This window comes from Acinetobacter sp. MYb191 (assembly GCF_037572605.1).
In the GTDB taxonomy this organism is placed as follows: domain Bacteria; phylum Pseudomonadota; class Gammaproteobacteria; order Pseudomonadales; family Moraxellaceae; genus Acinetobacter; species Acinetobacter johnsonii.
In genome coordinates this window covers 29,475-51,522 of record NZ_JBBGZP010000010.1, presented here as the reverse complement: position 1 = coordinate 51,522, position 22,048 = coordinate 29,475, and the positions used below count along the sequence as shown (strand labels likewise).

At 38.0% G+C, this 22,048-nt stretch carries 18 protein-coding genes and 2 pseudogenes; 5 read left to right on the top strand and 15 right to left on the bottom strand.

The genetic code is table 11. From position 1 onward, the window contains the following. Nucleotides 1-18: 18 nt before the first annotated feature. The 14 genes and pseudogenes from galU to WH214_RS05595 form a co-directional block, all read right to left on the bottom strand. Nucleotides 19-891: pseudogene (gene galU / locus WH214_RS05660) on the bottom strand (UTP--glucose-1-phosphate uridylyltransferase GalU). Nucleotides 892-929: 38 nt separating this feature from the next. After that, complete coding sequence (locus tag WH214_RS05655) at nt 930-2,804, bottom strand: polysaccharide biosynthesis protein (protein ID WP_339421909.1); 1,875 nt, start codon at nt 2,802-2,804, stop codon at nt 930-932. A 129-nt stretch (nt 2,805-2,933) separates the two neighbouring features. Further along, a complete protein-coding gene (locus tag WH214_RS05650; protein ID WP_339421910.1) occupies nt 2,934-4,103 on the bottom strand; it encodes a DegT/DnrJ/EryC1/StrS family aminotransferase in 1,170 nt (389 codons plus the stop codon). A gap of 33 nt (nt 4,104-4,136) precedes the next feature. After that, entirely contained in the window at nt 4,137-4,796 is a 660-nt protein-coding gene (locus tag WH214_RS05645; protein WP_339421911.1) for an acetyltransferase, read from the bottom strand. Continuing rightward, entirely contained in the window at nt 4,793-5,401 is a 609-nt protein-coding gene (locus WH214_RS05640) for a sugar transferase (RefSeq protein ID WP_339421912.1), read from the bottom strand. The genes WH214_RS05645 and WH214_RS05640 overlap by 4 nt, the downstream gene beginning before the upstream one ends. After that, nucleotides 5,402-6,535 carry a glycosyltransferase family 4 protein gene (locus tag WH214_RS05635; protein ID WP_339421913.1) on the bottom strand — a complete coding sequence of 378 codons (1,134 nt, stop codon included), beginning with the start codon at nt 6,533-6,535 and terminating at the stop codon, nt 5,402-5,404. Then, complete coding sequence (locus WH214_RS05630; RefSeq protein WP_445206353.1) at nt 6,532-7,611, bottom strand: hypothetical protein; 1,080 nt, start codon at nt 7,609-7,611, stop codon at nt 6,532-6,534. The genes WH214_RS05635 and WH214_RS05630 overlap by 4 nt, the downstream gene beginning before the upstream one ends. Before the next feature lie 13 nt (nt 7,612-7,624). Beyond that, nucleotides 7,625-8,737: a glycosyltransferase family 1 protein gene (locus WH214_RS05625; protein WP_339421915.1), complete on the bottom strand. Its 1,113-nt coding sequence runs from the start codon at nt 8,735-8,737 to the stop codon at nt 7,625-7,627. Further along, the gene (locus tag WH214_RS05620; protein ID WP_339421916.1) at nt 8,734-9,300 is read right to left on the bottom strand and encodes a DapH/DapD/GlmU-related protein; all 567 of its coding nucleotides are present in this window, start codon (nt 9,298-9,300) and stop codon (nt 8,734-8,736) included. The genes WH214_RS05625 and WH214_RS05620 overlap by 4 nt, the downstream gene beginning before the upstream one ends. Next, a pseudogene (locus WH214_RS05615) lies at nt 9,297-10,676 on the bottom strand (oligosaccharide flippase family protein). Before WH214_RS05615 ends, WH214_RS05620 begins: the two are co-directional and overlap by 4 nt. Before the next feature lie 7 nt (nt 10,677-10,683). Next, a complete protein-coding gene (locus tag WH214_RS05610) occupies nt 10,684-11,766 on the bottom strand; it encodes a DegT/DnrJ/EryC1/StrS family aminotransferase (RefSeq protein WP_339421918.1) in 1,083 nt (360 codons plus the stop codon). Nucleotide 11,767: 1 nt separating this feature from the next. Next, nucleotides 11,768-12,346, bottom strand: coding sequence for a UDP-2-acetamido-3-amino-2,3-dideoxy-D-glucuronate N-acetyltransferase (gene wbpD / locus WH214_RS05605; RefSeq protein WP_336957148.1), 579 nt, complete (start codon nt 12,344-12,346; stop codon nt 11,768-11,770). After that, nucleotides 12,343-13,293 carry a Gfo/Idh/MocA family protein gene (locus tag WH214_RS05600; protein ID WP_339421919.1) on the bottom strand — a complete coding sequence of 317 codons (951 nt, stop codon included), beginning with the start codon at nt 13,291-13,293 and terminating at the stop codon, nt 12,343-12,345. The genes wbpD and WH214_RS05600 overlap by 4 nt, the downstream gene beginning before the upstream one ends. 26 nt (nt 13,294-13,319) lie before the next feature. Then, on the bottom strand, nt 13,320-14,618 hold the full coding sequence (locus WH214_RS05595) for a nucleotide sugar dehydrogenase (protein WP_339421920.1): 1,299 nt from the start codon (nt 14,616-14,618) through the stop codon (nt 13,320-13,322). Between the two features lie 309 nt (nt 14,619-14,927). On the opposite strand from WH214_RS05595, the gene WH214_RS05590 reads away from it, so the two are divergent. From WH214_RS05590 to WH214_RS05570, 5 genes are all read left to right on the top strand, one after another. Next, a complete protein-coding gene (locus WH214_RS05590; RefSeq protein ID WP_339421921.1) occupies nt 14,928-16,028 on the top strand; it encodes a polysaccharide biosynthesis/export family protein in 1,101 nt (366 codons plus the stop codon). Then, nucleotides 16,028-16,456 carry a low molecular weight protein-tyrosine-phosphatase gene (locus tag WH214_RS05585; RefSeq protein WP_131229764.1) on the top strand — a complete coding sequence of 143 codons (429 nt, stop codon included), beginning with the start codon at nt 16,028-16,030 and terminating at the stop codon, nt 16,454-16,456. Before WH214_RS05590 ends, WH214_RS05585 begins: the two co-directional genes overlap by 1 nt. Before the next feature lie 15 nt (nt 16,457-16,471). Next, a complete protein-coding gene (locus WH214_RS05580; protein ID WP_339421922.1) occupies nt 16,472-18,655 on the top strand; it encodes a polysaccharide biosynthesis tyrosine autokinase in 2,184 nt (727 codons plus the stop codon). A 213-nt stretch (nt 18,656-18,868) separates the two neighbouring features. Next, nucleotides 18,869-19,573, top strand: a complete 705-nt coding sequence (locus WH214_RS05575) for an FKBP-type peptidyl-prolyl cis-trans isomerase (RefSeq protein ID WP_339421923.1) — start codon at nt 18,869-18,871, stop codon at nt 19,571-19,573. Nucleotides 19,574-19,627: 54 nt separating this feature from the next. Next, nucleotides 19,628-20,320, top strand: a complete 693-nt coding sequence (locus WH214_RS05570; protein WP_234963247.1) for an FKBP-type peptidyl-prolyl cis-trans isomerase — start codon at nt 19,628-19,630, stop codon at nt 20,318-20,320. Between the two features lie 151 nt (nt 20,321-20,471). On the opposite strand, the gene murJ is transcribed toward WH214_RS05570, so the two are convergent. Further along, the gene (gene murJ / locus WH214_RS05565) at nt 20,472-22,028 is read right to left on the bottom strand and encodes a murein biosynthesis integral membrane protein MurJ (protein ID WP_178904559.1); all 1,557 of its coding nucleotides are present in this window, start codon (nt 22,026-22,028) and stop codon (nt 20,472-20,474) included. Nucleotides 22,029-22,048: the final 20 nt, after the last annotated feature.

Below are 22,048 nucleotides of genomic sequence, written 5' to 3'. Positions count from 1 at the left end.
AGAGTTTCCCGCTGATCATTAAAGCTCTTGAATAAGCGCTTTAAATGCATCACCCAACGTCGGGTGATCGATCCCATAATGCAAAACGGCTTTTAAATAACCCAGTTTACTTCCGCAGTCAAAGGTTTGGCCTTTCATACGATAGGCTTCAACTGTATTGGTCTGTTGTAGCATGGCAATTGCATCAGTTAATTGAATTTCATTGCCAGCACCTTTCGGTGTTTGTTCCAAAAGTTGCATAATCTCAGCGGGCAAAATATAGCGTCCGACCACAGATAAATTAGAAGGTGCTGAACTCACTGCTGGTTTTTCAACAATACCTTGCATCACTACACTTTGACCTTCATTGGGTACAGAAGCTACATCAACAATACCATACTGATCGACCAAATGATCAGGCACCGCTTCAACCATAATTTGTGAAGCATGTGTTTCATTGAAACGCTGAATCATTAAGCTCAAATCATTAGTTGTATCAGCATCTTTAACTAGAACATCAGGTAACAGCACAGCAAAATCATCGTTCCCCACAATCGACTTTGCACATAAAACTGCGTGTCCAAGTCCTAAGGGTTGTGGCTGACGCACACTTACTACGCTGACATGTTCAGGTAAAACATTCTTAATTTCTTTGAGTAAATCAAATTTTTTCTTCTGCTCAAGTGTCGTCTCTAATTAAAAGTTACGATCAAAATAATTCTCAATCGATGCTTTAGATGAATGCGTGACTAAAATGATCTGCTCAATACCCGCCGCAACAGCTTCTTTCACAACGTACTCAATCGCTGGGCGGTCAACGACTGTCACCATCTCTTTCGGAATAGACTTACTTGCAGGTAAAAAACGGGTGCCAAGACCCGCAACAGGAAGAATAGCTTTTTTAATTGTCATCACAGATCCAAACATTTGCGTTAATTAAATCATTAAAGCTAGTTTACCTTAACTTCACTGCTACGTTGATAACCATCGACATAATGTTCTAACTGAGATAATGCCCAGTCAATGTCTTGATCAATTGCAGTTAAGCCATAAATGCGTTCGAAAATCGGCAATAATTCATCTAAAGAAAAATGCTTTTCAAAAGAGCGTAAAATCCGACTATGTTCAGTTAACTGTGTATCTTCATGATCAATTAGCAACTCTTCATACAACTTTTCGCCTGGGCGGAGTCCAGCATACTCAATCGCAATGTCGCCAATATCCTCCCCTTCTTCACGCATTTTTAAGCCACTAAGTGCAATCATTTGGCGAGCCAAATCTTGAATGCGAACAGGTTCCCCCATATCCAACAAGAAAACGTCTCCACCTGTACCCAAAGCACCAGCCTGGATAACTAATTGTGAGGCTTCAGGAATCGTCATAAAGTAACGCGTCACGTCAGGGTGAGTCACTGTAATTGGGCCACCTTTTGCTATCTGCTGCTTGAACAGAGGAACAACGGAGCCTGAAGAACCTAATACATTCCCAAAACGGACAATACTAATTTGAGTTTGCTGCTGTGCTTCTGCCATCGCTTGACAGTAAAGCTCAGCCATTCGCTTAGACGCTCCCATTACATTGGTCGGACGAACAGCCTTGTCTGTTGAAATCAGTACAAAAGTCTCTACACCTTTTTTAATCGCAGCATTCACACTAAAGGCTGTACCAATAGAGTTATTTTTTAGTCCTGCAATTGGATTACACTCGACCAATGGAACATGCTTATAAGCCGCTGCATGGTATACAGTCTGTACACTATACTGCTCAATTACACGCTCAAGTTTAGCTTCATCCAATACTGTTCCTAAAATCGGAATAATTTCTACTTGTGACTTAAGACGTAACTCTTTATCAATACTATACAGCGCAAATTCACTAAGCTCATAAATAACCAATTTCTGCGGGTTATTCTTTATAATTTGTCGACAAAGTTCTGAACCAATAGAACCACCTGCCCCTGTGACCATCACTACTTTATGTTGAATATTTTTGGCCAATAATTCAGGAATCGGCGGAACAGGATCACGCCCAAGTAAATCAATAATGTCTACTTCTCGGATATCTGAGACTTTAATGTCGCCATCTACAAGCTTGGTAAGGCCAGGAATTTCGGTAATTTTAATATGCGCAGGTTCAAGAAATTGAACTATTTCACTTTTGCGCGTACGCCCTACAGATGGTAAAGCAATGAGAATTTCATCAACTGTTTCTCTTTCCAGACGTTTAAGCGCATGTTCAGCATTATAAACTTTTAAACCACCAATAATTTGCCCTGATAACGACTGTTCATCATCAATAAAAAATAAAGGAAAATGCTCATCAGAACGATTCAACATTGCCGCAATTTGTTGGCCTGCATATCCAGCCCCATAAATCACGATTTTTCTTTTTGGAATATCCGTTTGTAAACATGCCCGCACAATAAATCGAATAGCACCACGACTAAACCAAACCCAAGAAAACATAAAGAAACCAAACATCAAAGGAATTGATGTCGGAATAAAAGCCTCTGTACAATATGCCAGCCCAAAAAGTCCAAGGACGGTTAACCCTGTTGCAATCGCTAAGCGTGTAAAGAACACCTCATTGAATGTACGAACAATAAAATGATATGTTCCACAAATCAATAACATAGTGATTGCTAAAACACTTACCCAGAGTGATCCGAATGAGATATTAGGAACAACTTCTGCCCCTAGGTTAAATTCACGTAATGCGTAGCTCAACCAAATCAAGACAGGAAAAACTAAAAAATCCAAAAGGATTAAAAATAATTGTTTGGCATATCGTGGCGATGTAACCAAAGGCAGAATGACTGATTTCACAGGGTGAGTCTTCTCTATGCTATTTATATAAGTAAACTAAATGTGTTTTTAAGTTATTTGCTACCCACAAACAAATGTAAAAATGTAAAGTGAATGCAAAACCGAAACATTCACTTTACATCAGAACATTTAAATTCTAGTAAGTACTTGTTCAATAGCAGAAATAGTTTGATTAATACTATCTTCACTCAAAGTTGGATGAACTAAAAACATTAAACTACTTTCACCTAGTTTTTGTGCGTTCTGAAGTCGTTGAGCAGGACGCCAAGGCGTATTGTCAAAAGCATGCTCTAAATACACTTCTGAACAAGAACCACTAAAGCAAGGAACACCTAATTCAGCAATTTCATTCATAATACGATCACGAGACCACCCTTCCGGTAATTGATCTACATTTACTTGAACATAACACTTATAAGCGGCATGTACATAATCATTCGAAGGCTGAAAAACGGTTATATATGGGGTCTTTTCAAATGCTGAATAAATGCGCTGCATATTATGATTACGAATTTCAGTCCATTCAGCCATTTTTTTCAATTGAATACGCCCAATGACTGCTTGCATTTCCATCATGCGCCAGTTGGTGCCAAACGAATCATGTAACCAACGAAACCCTGGCGGATGTTGTTTGTTATAAATACTGTCGAAGTTTTTCCCATGATCTTTATAAGACCACATTTTTTTCCATAACGCTTCATCATTGGTGGTGACCATGCCGCCTTCACCACCCGTTGTCATGATTTTATCCTGACAAAAAGACCATGCACCAATATGCCCAATAGAACCCGCAGGTTTGCCCTTATATTGTGCGCCATGTGCTTGCGCACAATCTTCAATCACATATAAACCACGCTCCGCTGCAAGTTGCATGATTGGATCCATATCACACATCCAACCTGCTAAATGAACACAAATAATCGCTTTAGTATTTGGCGTTAGTACCGCGTCAATAGTGCGAGCCGAAATATTTTGTGAATCCAATTCAACATCTGCGAATATAGGACTAGCGCCAGCCGTCACAATCGAGCTTGCAGAAGCAAGGAAAGTCCGTGAAGTGACAATCACGTCATCACCAACTCCAATTCCCAGAGCTTTTAAAGCGACATCTAGGGCAACGGTACCGTTGGTTAAAGCCACTGCATATTGTGTTCCTGCAAATGTTGCGAATTCTTTTTCAAATTCACGGCATTCTTGACCCGTCCAATAATTTACCTTATTCGACAACAGTACTTTAGATACAGCATCTGCTTCTTCTTGCGTAAAGCTTGGCCATGGTTCAAATGCAGTGTTTAACATATTTATTTCCTAGTTAAATTCTTACAAAAATCTTTATTTTTTCTCTAAAACTCGGGCTGGATTACCTATGACGGTAACACCTGCGGGAACACTTTTGGTGACTACCGCCCCCATCCCAACGATTGCACCTTTACCAATCACCAATGGTTTGTCTGGTGTGCCTTGCTTGATCACAGCGCCAGTACCGATATAGGCATGGTCTTCTATATGAATATTGCCATTACATTTCACCCCTGGAGCAAAGGTAACGTAGTCACCAATCACACAATCATGCTCGATATAACTGTATAAATTGGCATGGAAACATTTACCGATTTTTATATTTGATGTAATTGAAACAAAAGGGCTTAGTGCTGCTCCTTCCGCTATTTCAATATTGTCCATCATTACCACATTATCAGCTTGGACAGTCCACAATTGAAGACCATCCATGACGAGCTGATTAGCAAGCTTTTCACGAATTTGACTATTTGCAATGGCAATCAGTACAAACTTTTGAGCAGCATTTAAATTTTTAAAAGACTGGTAGTTTAATGCAGTATGTCCATTTACAATCTGCTGTTCTTGTAGACTGTCATCAATAAAATAGATTTCGGCCGAAACACCTAAACGCTGTAATTGTTGTCGTGCCACAGGCATTAAACTACGACCACAACCCGATGCTCCATAAATCGCATAGACAAAACGACTCATGTATTATCTTCCGACTTTGAGCCTGTAAATTTTGTCATCGTCGCCTCTCCAGCTTCACTGATATCATCCTTAGCAATGACCTTCTTCACTGTTTGCAACATAATTTTAAAATCTAACCACAATGACCTGTTTTCCACATACCAAGTATCAAGTTTAAATTTTTGTTCCCAGCCAATAGCATTACGCCCATTGACCTGTGCATATCCTGTCATACCGGGGCGCACATTGTGACGTTTGGCCTGTTCTTGATTGTATAGAGATAAATATTCCATCAGTAATGGACGTGGACCAACCACACTCATATCACCCTTAATAACATTCCATAGCTCTGGCATTTCATCCAAACTGGTGGAACGCAGCATTTTGCCAAATGGCGTCAAACGCTCGCTATCAGGCAATGGATTGCCTTCTGCATCCACAGCATCTTTCATCGTACGGAATTTTATCATTTCAAATGGCTTGCCATTTAAACCCGGGCGAACTTGACGAAATAACACTGGCGAACCTAGATTTTTTTTCACTTTATAAGCAACGAATGCATATAACGGTGAAAGCAGGATCAGGGCTATAGAGGCGATGATAATATCGAGTAAGCGTTTAACCATTTATAGACCTAAAATATTAATCAGTTTGTGATTTACTTTATAAGCGTCAAATTTATCTATAGCAATTTGATGACTGGCATCACCCATAACTCTAATTTGGTCTGGGTTCTCCAAGAAATAAAACATTTTATCAGCCAGTGCTTCAGGATTCCATTTCTGAACAATGAAACCATTAATACCATTTACTACGGTCTCTCGACACCCTGGGACATCTGTTGTAATAATAGCCCGACCAATTGCCATAGCTTCCTGCGTACTTCTAGGAACACCCTCCCGATAAGAAGGTAAAACAAACACATCGCTATTGGCTATCCATTCTTGAATATTATCCACATGACCTGGATATTCAATAATTCCTGATTCTGTAAGATCTAATAATTCACTTTCAGACAATGCCCCAAGATTACTTTGATCAATTGCACCTAATACAGTAAATCTACAATCTGGGTATTTCTCTTTGACTAATTTAGCTGCAGCTACAAACTCATGAATACCCTTTTCTTTCAATAATCTACCTATAAACAAGAATTTTGTTTTCATTGGAGTGATACTTGTAATCGGTTGATATTGATATGACTTCAAATCCAAACCTATTCCACCCAGAACACTGACCTCTTTTACTGATAAAGAGTGTTTTTTTAACAAATCTATTGGATCATCAGGATTTAAAAAAATTAAGTGGTCTAAATATGGAAATGCAATTCTATATAGAAAAATCTGAATATTTCGTATCAATTTAGTTTTAGAAGAAAAACCCTCAGGTTGATCAGTAAAAGTATAACCCAAACCTTCCAACATGCCTATCCGACGGGGAACTGCTGCAAACTTTGCAGCTATCGTTCCAAATATAACGGGTTTAGTAAAATAAGAAAAAACTATATCAGGAGAAATTTTACGTATTTTTTTGGCTAGCATAAAAATGGCTATTAAATCAGCTAAAGGGTTAAGCCCTCCTCTATTTAGCTCATAGGGTATAGGAATCGCCCCCAGTTTTTTAATTTTTAACAAATCAACTTCTGAGTATTCCGATGTAAATGCATAAACCAAATGACCTTTTTTGCATAATTCCCTAATCAAATCAGATCGAAAACCATAAAAACTTGATGCGATTGTACCAATAATGATTATCTTCATTTTTCAACAACCTCTTTAAGTCGAGAAACATGTTTATTTTTAGCTACCATTATGCAAAAAAAACAGATATAAATAGAAAAATAATTATACATTCGCAACCTAACAGCGGTGCCCAGATTATCATTTCCAATGAGCCAAACGCTCGCATATAATACAAAGAAAATTAATAAAAAACGGATATAACTATCTGAATAAGAAATATTTCTTAAAACATATACAAACATATATATAAAAGGCAATGTTTCAACTGCAAACAAAAAATATGATATTGGATTTGTAAAATATAACCCAAATAATTGACCAAAAATACTTAATAGAAAATTTGGAATAAACATAACTGGATTAGAAAAGTCAAGACCTAGAGTAGAACCACCTGAGTAATCCTCAAAGCCTAACCGATAGTCTGTTAAGCTCTTCAAGTATCCAGCGTAATTTAATAAAAATAGAATTAAAACATAAGCCAGAGAAAAAACTATAACTCTAATTCTAGTTAGCTTTAATCGAAATAACAAAAGAGCACATAAGAAAGCATAACCTAGATACTCCCTTAATTCATAAAGAAAAAAACCAAATAAAATACAAATTGAAAAATAAAAAAAACTAATTAATATATCATCACTAGATAAAGACAATTTGACAAAAACGCAAGCCAGTAAAAATATAAAAACCATAAAAACATCTCGATAGATATCGAGACTATAAAAAAATAAAGTTGGATATATTGAGCTAATGAGAAACATTAATAAATATTCTTTTTGATTACTTCTAAAGTTCAGATTTGCCAAATAACAAGTTAAAAATGGAATTAAAACACTACACAAAAAAAATAATAAAAAAGAAATGATATCTCTATCATAAAAACCAAGAAAATTTAGTTTATTTAAGAGAATAGGCCAAATATTAACAGCCTCGCTTACATAACCCAAAGCATAATCATTATAGTAGTTAGCATCACTATTTCCACCTACACTCAGACCTAAAAAATTAAACTTAACTAAAGAAAATAGAAAAACTTTAGTAAAACTTAAGATAAATATTAGCATGAATAAAATTTCAGTTACTTTTTTTAAAGTCAAAATTTTCACTCCATTAAACCTGGGTTAATGCTTTCAACTCAATGTATAATCTTTCAACAATAAAAGATTTATCAATGTATCTTTTTGACTCTAAAATAATTTCTTTTCTTTCATATGCATTACTAAAGCTAGTAAAGGCTAAAATTTGCTCTATACTTGGTTCACCGAGTTTATAAAATCTAAAATCTCTAGGAAAAACATCAATATGTCCAGAATATACTGGTAATCCTAAACTAAGATATTCTCTAACTTTTAGAGTACAAGCCTCTTTCATATTTTTTCGCTCTAGAGCAAAAGATCCTAAAGCAACATGGCACTGATTTGCTAAAGTTTCAATAAATTTTCTATCTCGGACCCCGTGTAAGATAACCCTCTTGTCACTCTTCGCTATATCTAGATCTTTAGCGAGTACCGTACCAACTAAATGTAGTTCAAAGTTATTATTTTTATTATTCTTAATATCGTTTAAAATTAAGTCTAAACCATGCCATTCACTAAACTCGGATGCTACAAATAATATTTTTTTGACGTCTGTTTTTGGGAAATAGCCAGTATTCAAAATATTCCCCATACTAATACCATTGGGAAATAATAAAGATTTTTTGTATATATTATTAATTCTTTTTTTTTCATACTCTAAAATTTCATTTGTGACCGCCACAATTCCATAAGAGTATTTTATACAAAGTTTACCAATAATTTTTTCCGAAAAATATCTAACTCTACCTAAAAAAGTATTATCCATATTTAACTCTGGTTCCTCTAGGGTATGGTGAACCAAAAAAACGGGTTTTTTTATAATTAACAGAAAAACAAGTTGAAAAATATCATGTACACTATAACGTATTAGAAATATATCTACATTTTTTTGTCTCAACAACCAAATATAATATTCAATTCTTATAGAAAACCATGCAAAGAATTTATAATATAATTTATTCAATTTATCTTTATTCGTATACCCTGCCTCTCTAATTACAGTAGACTCTATTTGCTGCCCTTTTGGTAAAAAAAACTGCACATTCCAATTAAGCTTCAAGGCATCTGCGGCTTGTTTCTCTTCAGTCATTTGCTTAATAATTCCTGAAGATGGTCTTAAAAAGCATGCTGAATGTAAAATTTTCATTCTAGTTCCTTAATAATTTTAGCTGGCACACCTGCCAAAACTACATTTCCCTGAGGAAAACTTTTGGTTACAACAGCTCCTGCAGCAACTATAGTATTCCCACCCAAATTAATCCCAGGAAGAATTACACTATTCATTCCAATCCAACATTTTTCACCAATTACAACATCTTTACCCTCCATATGTACGTCCAAATTATCAAACTGATGATTTGCTGTGATGATCCCGACATTAGGTGCTATATAAGTTCCTTTTCCTATATATATTTGACCATTAAAGTTCTGAAAATATGTTCCTGGCGATTGAAAATTATTAATATCATCAGGATGGAAGTGAATATTATCTTTATTTGATATGATACAAGTTAACGCAGTAGGAAAAGGCATAGGTTTAGCCAATCGTAAAATGTTTTTCAACCAAATCGACCTAATTGAATACAGATAACCACTTATATTCTTATCAAAATGACGGCCTTTTAAATATTTTTTTTCGTAAAAAACACTTAATAAAATCAGCATCAATGGTGAGACAATTAATATGATTTTTTTTACAATTTCTTTCATGGACCAACCCACTTTAATAAGAAAACCATTACATAACTGAATGCTAGTGTTAGCAAAAAAAATGGCAATGTTCTTTTTGCTAAATATAAATGATCACTGACTTTCAATAACGCTACTTGTGAAAAAACAAAATAACAAATGAAATAAAATATTGCACTCGAAATAGCGTATGCCTGTAGCAAATAATTTGAATCTATATAGTATTGAAAATAAATTGAACCAACTTTAAATATAAACCCAAACACCGTCAAAAATAACATTTTTTTCTGCTGATTAGCTATATGCATAATCATTGAAATAGGCGAAGATATTAATTGAAAAATAAACCAAGGAATCATCCAACTAATAATTATACCCGCTTTACTCCATTCATCTCCAAATATATATCCAATAACACTAGGACTTACAATACCTATAAAAACAAGTAAAGAAAAACTAAATTTGAATAATTTATCTAAAACTTCACGTGTAAATATCCGTATATCAGCATGCTCAAATGCTTCTGGAGCATGCGCTAAATACACTTGCGAAATCGCTCCTCCAATAAATTGCATGGGAATACCTAGAAGCTGCATCGCAAAGATCAGATACCCAGCTTCTGCATTAATCGTCAACGCAGCAATTATAATAATTGGTAATTGTATACTTGCTGTGTTTGCCAATGCATCTAGTGTAGAATATTTTGGAAAGCTATCATTTTTTTTAAATATTTCCTTTAGCTTGTTAACCTTTATATTTTTTATAACTATTGAGGCCTCATTCCAAAAATAAATCATCAAGCGCCAGATTCCTGCTGAAACTTTAACTATCTGTCCAATAATTAAACCTAATGTTTAATATCCAATTATACCCATCAATACCTGTAAAGAAACACCACTTATAGATTGAACTATTCGGTTTTTTGCAATTAAAGAAAAATTTTTTTTCCGAGTTGACCAATACTGTAATGTATTATACAAACCAGAAAAGAATACACCTACTGGCACTAACCAAATTAAACTTGAGAAACTCGATTGTCTCAGAAGAAAAATAATATCTGAATGAAATATCCAAATAATTAAAACTAGTAGTAAACTAATTATGAAATTACTTAATAAAGCTATTACAACTAAATAGATTGCTTCTACATCACTTTCAGGTATAGGAATAGCTATCTCCAAACGCAAACAGCTCGCTACAGACAATGTGAATAATAAAGATGTATAGATAGCAAATAACGAAAATTCTTCAGGACTATATAATCGTGTTAGAAGTGGCAAAGCAAGTATTGCTGTGCCTTGAGCAACAGCTGTACCTCCTACTAAGACAGATACAGCTTTTAAAAAGCCTCCTTGAGCATTCAGCTTATTATTAATCTTTACAAGAAGACTTTTCACAGTTTAATCAACCTACTAAAGCTTGAACAATTTTCTCTTGAGCTTCAATAGTCAAGTACGGATGCATTGGCAAACTCATCACTCGTTCAGCAATTGCATCACCGACGGGTAGTATTACACTTTCATCAGCTACAGCAGGTTGCTTATTTAAAGGAATTGGATAATGCACAGCTGTTGGAATACCCTGAGCTTTTAATTTCTCTTGGACTTCCGCACGATTATCGACCTGAATCGTATATTGTGCCCATGCACTAGTATTATCTGGCTCAAGATGCGGCGTTGTATGAATACCGGCCCGATTAAATAACTGATTATAAGTCTCAGCTACTTTTTGACGTGCTTGCATTTCATCATCCAAAATTTCTAATTTTGGTAATAAAATCGCAGCCTGAATCGTATCTAAACGGCTATTCACTCCCACACGGATATGATGGTAACGCTTATCTTGTCCATGACGTGCAATTTGGCGGATCACTTTTGCCAACTCATCATTGCTAGTAAAAATAGCCCCACCATCACCATAGCAGCCCAATGGCTTACTTGGGAAAAAGCTGGTACAAGCAACCGTACTTAGGTTACAGCTTTTACGCCCTTTATAGGTTGCACCAAAGCTTTGTGCAGCATCTTCGATTACCGGAATACCATACTTTGCAGCAATCGCGTTAATCGCATCAAAGTCAGCACACTGACCATATAAACTCACTGGAATGATGGCTTTGGTGCGAGGGGTAATGGCTGCTTCTAATTTTTCAACATCTAAATTATAAGTCTTCGGATTTACATCGACATAGACAGGCTTTGCGCCTAATAACGCCACTGTTTCAGCCGTTGCAATATAAGTAAAGCCTGGCGTGATCACTTCATCACCTGGTCCTATACCAAATGCCATTTGTACAATTTGCAATGCATCTGTCCCATTGGCACAAGTAATACAATGTTTAGCACCTACATAGGCAGCAAGTTTTTCTTCCAACTCAATTACTTCTGGGCCTAAAATGTACTGACCATGTGTCAATACATTTTGAATACCAGCATCAATTTTATCTTTAATTCGATGTTGCTGCGCTTTTAAATCAATAAAGTCAATCATATCAACCTTGCTTTGTCAGTGTCGTTCCATCAAGTTGATAAACTGCTCCTGTATGCGAACAGGTCACTTGTGCCTGCCCGTGCAAAGGAAGATCTAGCTGTTCACCAAACTCACTCATCCAGCCGATTTGTTTTGCAGGAACACCTACCATCAGTGCATATGCAGGTATATCTTTATTCACTACCGCACCCGCTCCAACAAAAGCATATGCTCCAATAGTCACACCACAGACAATGGTACAGTTTGCACCTAATGTGGCACCCTTTTTCACCAGTGTGTCAAGATATTGGTCTTTACGCTCAATGAGAGAACGTGGATTATATACATTGGTAAAGACCATGCTTGGTCCGCAAAATACGCCATCTTCCAGAATAACATTATCGTAAACCGATACATTGTTCTGGACTTTACAGTGGTCTCCAATAACAACGCGATTACCCACAAATACGTTTTGGCCTAAAGACACGCCTTTACCAATTTTGGCTCCACCACAGACATGCACAAAATGCCAAACACGCGAATCATCACCAATTTGTGCGCCATCATCAACTATGGCTGTCTCATGTTGATAAAAACTCATGCTTTTTTCACCTTTGCCAATAACGGATGTGGATTTGACGGGTTTTCAACAATTGGTGAAACTCGAATGACTTCAACTGTTTCAATCGCTGCTCGGTTTTCTTCAACCCCATAACCTTTACCCTCTAATACACGCTGATAACTCTGAGTATGCAAATCGGTAAAGCCACCTGAAAACTCAAGCTCTTCATTTTCAATGGTAATACTACGATACGTCAGTTTTTCACCTTGTACCGCATTTTCTGGTAGGTTATTCGCGTCAATTGACAAGAACCAACGTACACGTGCACGCTCATATTCTAAATAACCAGAAGAAGTTTTTTCATCGCGGAAATGCACTTCATTTTTAACGATTTTGCCAAAAATAAAATGCAACATGTCATAGAAATGCACACCAATATTAGTTGCTACACCACCGGATTTTTTGTCCACGCCTTTCCATGATTTTAAATACCATTTACCACGAGAGGTTAAATAAGTGAGATCAACATCAAATACTTTATCTGCCGGGGCAGCCTGAACTTTATCACGCAATGCAATAATAGATGGGTGTAAACGTAATTGTAAAATTGAGTTTACCTTCGCACCATATTGTTTTTCATATTCAGAAAGCATGTTTAAATCTTCTGAATTCAATACCAATGGTTTTTCACAAATGACTTCAATGCCATTTTTCAACGCATACTTCATGTGCGGCGCATGTAAATAGTTGGGTGAGCAGATTGCAACGTAATCCAACTTTTCTCCTTTTAATTTTTGGTCTTCTACATAGGCCTCAAATTCTTCAAACTCAGTAAAGAATTCCGCTTCAGGAAAATGACTGTCCATAATCCCCACAGAGTCATTTACATCCATGGCAACAGCTAAAGTATTACCCGTTTCTTTGATCGCTTTAAGATGGCGTGGTGCGATATATCCAGCCGCACCAATAAGAGCAAATTTTTTCATCGTTTCACTTCTTTTCAATTTTTAAATTAGAGACGGAATACTGTAAAACCTTGTTCAGCCAGAGTTGTACGGTCGAATAAACCTTTGACATCTGCAAGAACTGGCTTATTACTACGCACATAGCTTTTTAACTCGACTGCAGACAAGCTACGGAATTCATTATGCCCAACAGCAATCACCAGTGCATCGACTGGGTACTCAGCATTGACCTGCCCCAATTCAATACCATATTCGTGTTTCACTTCTTCAGCATCTGCCCACGGATCTGCAACGACCACTTGCGCCCCCCAAGCCTCAAACTCTTTAATTAAGTCCGCAACCTTACTATTACGGATATCTGGACAGTTTTCTTTAAAGGTAACGCCGAGTACACCTACTTTTGCACGAGGGACATCAATACCATTTTGCAGCATACGTTTGATGGTGTTACGTGCTACATAGCGGGCCATATTGTCATTGATGCGGCGACCCGCCAAAATCACTTGTGGGTGATAACCCACCTCTTCTGCTTTATGGGTTAGGTAGTAAGGATCGACACCAATACAATGCCCACCAACCAAACCAGGGCGGAATGGTAGGAAATTCCACTTACTGCCAGCGGCCTCAAGTACGTCAATGGTATCAATACCTATACGATCAAAAATCACTGAGAGTTCATTCACCAAAGCAATATTTAAGTCACGCTGTGTATTCTCAATTACCTTAGCTGCTTCTGCAACTTTGATACTTGAAGCTTTATGGGTACCCGCAGTAATAATGCTGGCATAGACTGCGTCTACTTTATCTGCAACTTCAGGCGTGCTGCCACTGGTAATTTTCTTAATCTTGGTTAAGGTATTTACTTTATCACCCGGATTAATACGCTCAGGACTATAACCAGCAAAGAAATCCTGATTGAATTTTAGGCCTGATATTTTCTCAAGCACAGGAATACATACTTCTTCTGTAGCACCAGGATAAACGGTTGATTCATAGACAACAATATCGCCTTTTTTAATGACCTTGCCTAATGTTTCGCTCGCTTTCTTTAAAGGCGTCAAATCTGGACGATTCACCTCATCAACAGGGGTCGGGACAGTCACAATAAAAAAGTTACAACTTTTTAAGTCTTCTAAATTTGCGCTATAAGTTAAGTTTGTTGCTTGACTTAGTTCTTCTGGTGAAACTTCCAAAGTATGGTCTTGACCAATTTTTAATTCTTCAATCCGTGTTGTATGAATATCAAACCCAACAACTGGTACTTTTTTACCAAATTCGACTGCCAACGGCAAACCAACATAGCCTAAACCAATCACTGCTATTTTTAGATCAGAGAGTTGTAGCATTTTAACGCCTTAATTTATTTCTGTTATGAACATGAATCAATCGGCAGAAATACTATCAGAAAAACATGAACTTTCTGTTATGATTTTTTACCAAATCCTTAGTGCTGTCCTGTTTGATTATACTTGGAGACTAGATAGACCTTGCTATTTTGCTCAATACAGTAAAATTCACAACATTTGTATCCATAGCGATCAACAAAAAATTCTTACTATAAAAATTGATTACAATTTGCTATATACCCAAAAGCTAAGTTCGGTAAAATGCTGTTTAATTGAAATGATTTTAAAAAATCTAAAATAGGAATTTTTGTGCGACATTTTAAATCTATAATTCTATTGTCCTTTATCATGACATCTACTGGATGCGCTCTGACATCTGGGCTACAAACTTATGATTTACCTGATGAAGGTATGTATCAAACAGAATTAGGCACACAAGTCAATGTTGTGAAACTCACCCAAACATCATTACCGGCGGTCCAACCTGCCCAATACAATCAAGAATATTTTTCTCATTTGTTCAGTATTCCTCAAAAAAATTACAAGCTCAGTGCTGGAGATATTCTTTCAATTTATTTATGGGCTTATCCTGAGATTACACCTCCAACAAATACTATCAGCAATGAAGAAGCTATCAAATCTAACGGTTATCAAATTGATCAAAGTGGTTATATCCAATTTCCTATTATTGGCCGCTACAAAGCCGCAGGAAAGTCTTTAACACAAGTGAACCAAGAATTACGTAGCCAACTTTCACGTTATTTAAAAACTCCCGACGTCATTGCTCGCGTTCTATCTTACCAAGGACAACGTTACTCTGTACAAGGCAGTGTCATGAAAGGTGGACAGTTTACTTTAACTGACCAACCTACAAGTGTTTATACTGCATTAGGTTTAGCTGGCGGTGTTAATACCCAATTAGGTGATAACACCTCTATTACACTTGTCCGCCAAGGTAGAACTTATAATCTCAATAGTATTTCTCTTGAAAAAGCTGGGTATTCACTACACAATTTATTGATTCAACCTAACGATACTCTTTATGTAAACTCAAAAGAAAATCAGAAAATTTATGTTATGGGTGAATCTGGACAAAACAAGCCGATCCCGATGCGAGATCAGGGTATTAGCTTAAGTGATGTCATTGGGGAAAGCCTCGGTTTGAATCCACTTTCAGGCAGTCGAAGCAAAATTTATGTGGTTCGTAGCCATCGTGATGTAGGGATCACTGATGTCTATCACTTAGATTTAACCAGTATTGGTGATTTTGGACTGGCTAATAAATTTCAAATGCAAAGCAATGATATTGTGTATATCGATGCCTCAGGGTTAACGCGCTGGCAACGTGTCATCAACCAAGTCATTCCGTTCTCAAACGTGATTTATAATATTGACCGTGTGGGGCAATAATGCAGTTCAAAAATATTTTGGTAGTGTGCGTAGGTAATATCTGTCGTAGCCCTATGGCGGAGTACCTACTCAAACAAAACCATCCACAGCTCACAATTCACTCTGCAGGCATTTCTGGGATGATTGGATATGCGGCTGATGACAAAGCAAAGCTTTGCATGCAACGTATAGGGGTTGACATGAGCCCGCATATTGCAAGGAAACTTAATGCTGAACTGATTAAGCAAGCAGATCTGATTTTAGTCATGAGCCAAAATCAACAGAAGCATATTGAGCAAACATGGCCATTTGCCAAAGGAAAAACATTTCGCTTAGGTCATTGGCAAGGAAAAAATATTCCTGACCCCTATCAACATGATCAAGCTTTTTTTGATGAAACTTCCCTGCTTATACAAGCCTGTGTAGCAGATTGGACTAAACATATTTAACTTTGATGTACGATTATGAGCCAAACTACAAATACAGAAGATACTATTGATTTAAAAGAATTATTTTTCTCATTGATCGCACAATGGAAGTTAATTGCGCTGTGTATCCTTTTGAGTCTAATTTGCGCCCTACTATACTTAAGAGCAACTCCGGATACCTATTCGGTGGACGCCTTGGTACAAGTAGAAGAAAATAAAGGCGCATCCGCAGCGCTATTAGGTGATCTCTCTAGCATGGTTGAGCAAAAACAACCTGCTCAAGCAGAAATCGAAATTTTAAAATCGCGTTTAGTTTTAGGCAATGTCATTCAACATCTGAACTTAGATCTTAAAATTTCAGGTACGGAAAATTCATTTACTGATCGTCTATTGTCTCCACACCATTATCAAACGCAATACCAGCCGAAATCGGTGGTGTTTAAAGATGATGAAAAAGCTTTTGACATCCGTCAGTTTAATGTTCCATCAAACTTCCGTGATAAAAACCTTGAACTTCGCTTTAAAGATGGTCAGTTTAGTTTAACGAATACACAAACTGAACAGGTCATTTTAACAGGCAAAACGAACCAAGCTAATACTCTACGAACTGCCGATGGCTTGTGGAATATTTCTATTTATACACAAGACCAGCTGAATGATGTTTATCTCATTCAAAAACAATCTCTACCTGCTGCAGTCAATAGTATCTTGGCAAATTATTCAGTCGCAGAAAAAGGAAAGTTAACAGGTATTCTTGGGCTCAATTATCAAGGTACAGACAAAACTCATATTACCCAAGTACTCAATGCTATTCTGGTTTCTTATAGCCAACAAAACATTGAACGTCGTTCAGCTGAAACAGCGCAAACACTTAAATTCTTAGACGAACAACTACCAGAGCTGAAACAACAACTTGATGTAGCAGAGCGTGAATTCAATAAATTTCGCCAACAATACAACACCGTAGATGTCACCAAAGAATCTGAGTTATTTTTAACCCAAAGCGTAACCTTAGAGACACAAAAAGCACAACTTGAACAACAAGTGGCTGAAGCTGGTGCCAAATATACTTCTGAACATCCAGTCATGCAGCAAATGAATGCGCAACTAGGAGCTATTAATAAAAAAATCGGGGAATTAAATGCGACATTAAAAGAACTGCCAGATTTACAACGTCGTTATTTACAGCTTTACCGTGAAGTTGAAGTCAAACAGCAATTATATACTGCCCTGCTTAACTCTTATCAACAGCTACGAATTGCAAAAGCGGGCGAGATTGGAAATGTTCGTATTGTCGATACAGCTGTGGAACCGATTGAGCCAATTGCACCGAAGAAATTACAGATTTTAATTCTATCTATTTTCTTAGGTGGTTTCCTAGGTACACTCTTGGCATTATTACGTAATATGATGCGTTCAGGGATCAAAGACTCCACTCAAATTGAAAATGAGTTGGATCTGCCCGTGTATGCAACGGTTCCTCGTTCACCTGTACAAGAAAGCCGTATTAATATTTTGAAGAAGAAAAAGAATATTCCTATTTTGGCTGTTAAAAATAGTGATGATATTGCTATTGAAAGCTTAAGAAGCATGCGTACAGCCATCCATTTCGCTCTAAGCTCTGCCCGGAATAATCTGATTACGATTTCAGGTCCAGCACCTGAAGTTGGAAAGTCTTTTATTTCAACGAATTTAGCCACAATTTTGGCACAAAGTGACAAGCGCGTATTAATCATAGACGCAGACTTACGTCGCGGTTATTTACACAAGTATTTTAATCTCGACACACAACCTGGCTTAACAGAGTTACTCAATGGTCAACAAAGTTTAGAAACAGTCATTCGTCATACTGAAGTACCAGGCTTAAGTGTAATTTCTCGCGGGAAAAGTCCTGCGAATCCTTCTGAACTATTAAGCTCTAACCAGTTCAAAAATCTATTAGAACAAATGTCAGAGAAATTTGATCATGTCATTATCGATACTCCACCAGTCTTAGCAGTGACGGATGGCATCATTATTGCTCAATACACAGGGGTTAACTTAGTGATTGCCCGTTATGCGAAAACGCAGATGAAAGAGCTTGAATTGACCCTCAATCGCTTCGAACAAGCAGGCGTGAAAGTCAATGGCTTTATCCTGAACGATATTCAACGTTCAGCAGGTTCTGGTTATGGCTATAATTATGCTTATGCCTATAAAACCAATAAAGAATCAGACTAAATACATCCTCTAACCGATAAAAAGCCAGAACTTGATTTCTGGCTTTTTATTTTGTATGACAAACGTTTATATATTCAAATCCTTATAGTTTTTTTAAGGACTTCGGCATATATTAATTTGAAAATGTACTGGTGGTACAAAACACGTCATTCATGAAGTCTGCTAAGATGCTAAAAAACTTTTTGAATGTAATAGAATTAGGAAAAATTTCACATGAGTAAAGCCTTACCCATTGCTGTAGCTGTTATTCTAGGCGGTGCTGCACTTATTCCCGTTTATTATGCATCTCAACACCCAGCTTCAGCCGAAGCCCAAGTTTCAAAAAATGCATCTGCCGTAGAAAAAATTAGCTATGCATTGGGTTATGAGGTTGCTCATCAAACTCCACCAGAACTCGATATTAACAGTTTTGTAACCGGTGTCCGTGCTGGTCATGCCCGTAGCCAACCCGCCTATAGCGAAGAAGAATTAAAACAAGCCTATGAGCAGTTCCAACAAGAAATGCAGCAAAAACAGGCTAATGATGCGAAGCAAGCACAAACAACCAGCGACAGCTTCTTAACCGAAAATGCGAAAAAACCTGGGGTGAAAACCACGGCATCGGGTTTACAGTACAAAATTACACAAGAAGGTACAGGCAAGCAACCCACTGCCAGCTCTGTCGTGACCGTGCATTACAAAGGCCAACTGGTCGATGGTAAAGTCTTCGATAGTTCACTTGAACGTGGCGAGCCAATTGAGTTCCCATTAAACCAAGTAATTCCAGGTTGGACCGAAGGTCTACAACTCATGAAAGAAGGTGGGAAAGCGACACTTTACATCCCTTCGAACTTAGGTTACGGCCCACAAGGTGTACCCGGCATGATCCCAGCCAACAGCACGCTTATTTTTGATGTTGAACTGATCAAAGTAAAATAAGACAAGTCAATCAAAGGAGAGCTTTTGCTCTCCTATTTTTATTGAGAATACAATATGAAAATTCAAACAACATTACTCTGTGGCTTGTTACTTTCTACACCTGTTTTTGCTGCACCGATTAATAATAAAAGCAGCATCAACCAACAAGTCGGTTATAGCTTTGGCTATCTCATGGGTCGTAGCAATGCCGAGTCAATTCAAGATTTAGATCTCGATGCTTTTGTGCAAGGGTTACGTGAAGCCTCTAAAGGCCAAGCTGCATCATTAAGCGATGAAGAAATGGCGCGTGTACTCACCCAATATAAACGCCAAGCCGAGGCAAAACAGTTATTAGAAGTTAAGCAACTGGCTGATAAAAATGCCAAAATTGGTGCAGCCTTTTTAGCTGAAAATGCGAAAAAAGCAGATGTAAAAACTACGGCTTCAGGCTTGCAGTATATGGTTTTACAACAAGGCCAAGGCAAGTCACCTAAGGCCAACAGCAAAGTCAAAGTCCATTATGAAGGACGTTTGATTGATCAAACTGTTTTTGACAGCTCGATTGCACGTCAGCAGCCTGCGGAGTTTCAAGTCAGCCAAGTGATTCAAGGTTGGACTGAAGGCTTACAGCTAATGAAAGAAGGCGCAAAATATCGCTTCTTTATTCCCGCTAAACTGGGCTATGGCCAAATTGGTTCAGGCGATGTGATTGAACCGAATAGCACCTTGATTTTTGATGTGGAACTGATTGAAGTGTTGCCAAAATAAGGTAGCAATGCAAAGGTAATGCTATATACAAAATAAAAAGCCTGATCTTCGTGATCAGGCTTTTTATTAATTTCAATATATTCTTCAATCAAGCCATGCTTTGTTAAGCTACGCGCTTTGCTTGCAATATAAAATAAAGTACTGCTTTGTTTTATGCCTCATGTTTGAGGTGACGTGGTCTAAACCCGGTAAAGAGCAAACCAACCGCATAAGCCACAACGCCGACCACGCACAGCCCGATCACTTCGGCAACGCGAATCCACTGTGACACGTCACCATTATACCAAGTCAATGCATACCACAAAGCCACAATCATCACTGCGTTAGAAATACCAAACTGGATAAACAGTTTTTTCCAGTGTGCGCCAAAACGGAAAATATCGCGCTTGTGTAGATAGAAATACAACATCCCCGCATTCACCAGAGCAGAGCCCGAAGAAGCTAAAGCCAAAGCCATATGCTCTGCCTGCCAGTCAATCAATTTAAAGAAGCCAATAAACACCACGTTTAAAATCGCATTTGCGGCAACGGCCATTAAACCGACACGGACTGGCGTTTTGGTGTCTTGCTGCGCATAAAACCCAGGTGCAAAGACCTTAATCAACATAAATGAAATCACCCCAGCACTCATACATTGCAGCGCCAAAGCCGTCATTTGCGTATCTTCAAGGGTGAATTGACCGCGTTGGAACAGGGCCTGAATAATGGGGGTCGATAACATAAACAGCGCGATACTCGCTGGCACCCCCACCAAAACAATCACCTTCGCAGCCCAATCCATCATGCCACGAAACTTCGACATATCTTGCTCTGCATGACGGGTCGACAATGCGGGTAAGATCACCGTGCCAATCGCTACCCCAATCAAGCCCAAAGGTAACTCAGTCATACGTTCCGCACTGTACAACCATGACACTGAACCGTCTTGCATAAACGAAGCCCAAATGGTGTTCAGGAGTAAGTTGATTTGCGTGACAGAAACACCAAATAGCGCAGGCAGCATCAATTTCATGATGCGATCCACCCCTTCATGTTTAAAATCAACTTTCGGCGGAATCAGTAACTTTTTATGCCAAAGTTCAGGAATTTGGATCGCCAGTTGCAATACACCCGCAGCAATCACCGCCCAACCGAGTGCCATAATCGGTTCTGCCATATACGGCGTCAGCCACCATGCCCCCGCAATCATCGCAACATTCAGTAATACCGGTGAAAAGGCGGGCGAAGCAAAGGAACCATAACTGTTTAAAATACTGCTGGCAAATGCCGTCAACGACATAAACAATAAATAAGGAATGGTAAGGCGGAACATTGAAACCGCGAGGTCGAACTTCTCTGGATCGGCATGGAAGCCTGGTGCATAGATGTAAAGCACCGCTGGAGCGGCGACCATAGCGAGGAAGGTTAAAGCCGTCATAACGGTCATCAAACAACCAAAGACTCGGCTAATCAGAATTTGAACTTCCGCATGGGTACGCCCAGTTTTATATTCGGTCAGTACTGGAATAAACGCCTGTGAGAATGCTCCCTCAGCAAATAGCCGACGGAAGAAGTTCGGTATACGAAAGGCCACCACAAAGGTATCGAAATCTTTCCCCGCACCAAAGACATTCAGTAAGACAATGTCTCGTACCAAACCCAAGACCCGAGAAAGCATGGTCATTGCACTTACAATTACGGTTGACCGCCACAGCGCCATCGTATCCACCTAGTTTTTCATTTGCCGCT